Genomic DNA, 678 nt, shown 5'->3' on the forward strand with positions numbered 1-678 from the left:
GGTTGGGCGGGGGTCGGTCGTCTATCCGGTGTCGTGCGTGCCCGGGGTCGGTCGAAAAGCGTTGGCGTGGCTGGTGCCGGTGGGGGTGCGCGGAAGCACACGCGCGCCGGTGCTCTTCGGCTGCTCCGCCGTCGTGGCGGGCTGTCGGTGGTGTCGGTGGTGGTGGGGGGTGGCGTTGCTGGTGCGTGGTGTGGGCCGGGGGTGGAGTTCCCGGGTCCGTTTTCGGTCACTCGTTCGGGTGGTTCCGGGTCGTGGGCCTGGATGTATTACCGTCCGTGACGGAGAATGGGGGGTAGGAATTCCCGTCACGGGGGCGGGAGTTCACCGGGTATCCGACCGGGGGGCGGAAACCATGCAGGCCACCTTGCTCGACCACGGCGAGACCGGCACCACCACCCACCCGGCCGCCACCGCTGCCGGTGTGACGGTCGGTGACACCGGTGGTGGTGCCTCGGTGGGGATGCCGGTGTCGGCGGATGAGTGGGCCGCGTATCTGGCTTCGGCGGTGCCGGGGCCGCAGACGGCGGCGATGCTGGGGTTGCTGAAGCGGAGGGAGTTGTCCCGGGCGGGGCGGATCGATGCGCTCCGGGCGTGGGAGCGGCACATCGCGTGGATTCAGGCGCAGCAGGTGGGTTTGCTGGCCGATATCGAGGCGGATGCGCTGGAGGCGGTGCCGAA

Annotated in this window: 1 pseudogene; it reads left to right on the forward strand. The window is 70.6% G+C overall.

What is annotated here, in order from left to right:
* Positions 1–352 precede the first annotated feature (352 nt).
* Positions 353–678, forward strand: a pseudogene (locus KBZ10_RS30200) (HNH endonuclease); the annotation flags it as partial.

It is taken from the genome of Streptomyces sp. F63, assembly GCF_018070345.1.
Classification (GTDB): domain Bacteria; phylum Actinomycetota; class Actinomycetes; order Streptomycetales; family Streptomycetaceae; genus Streptomyces.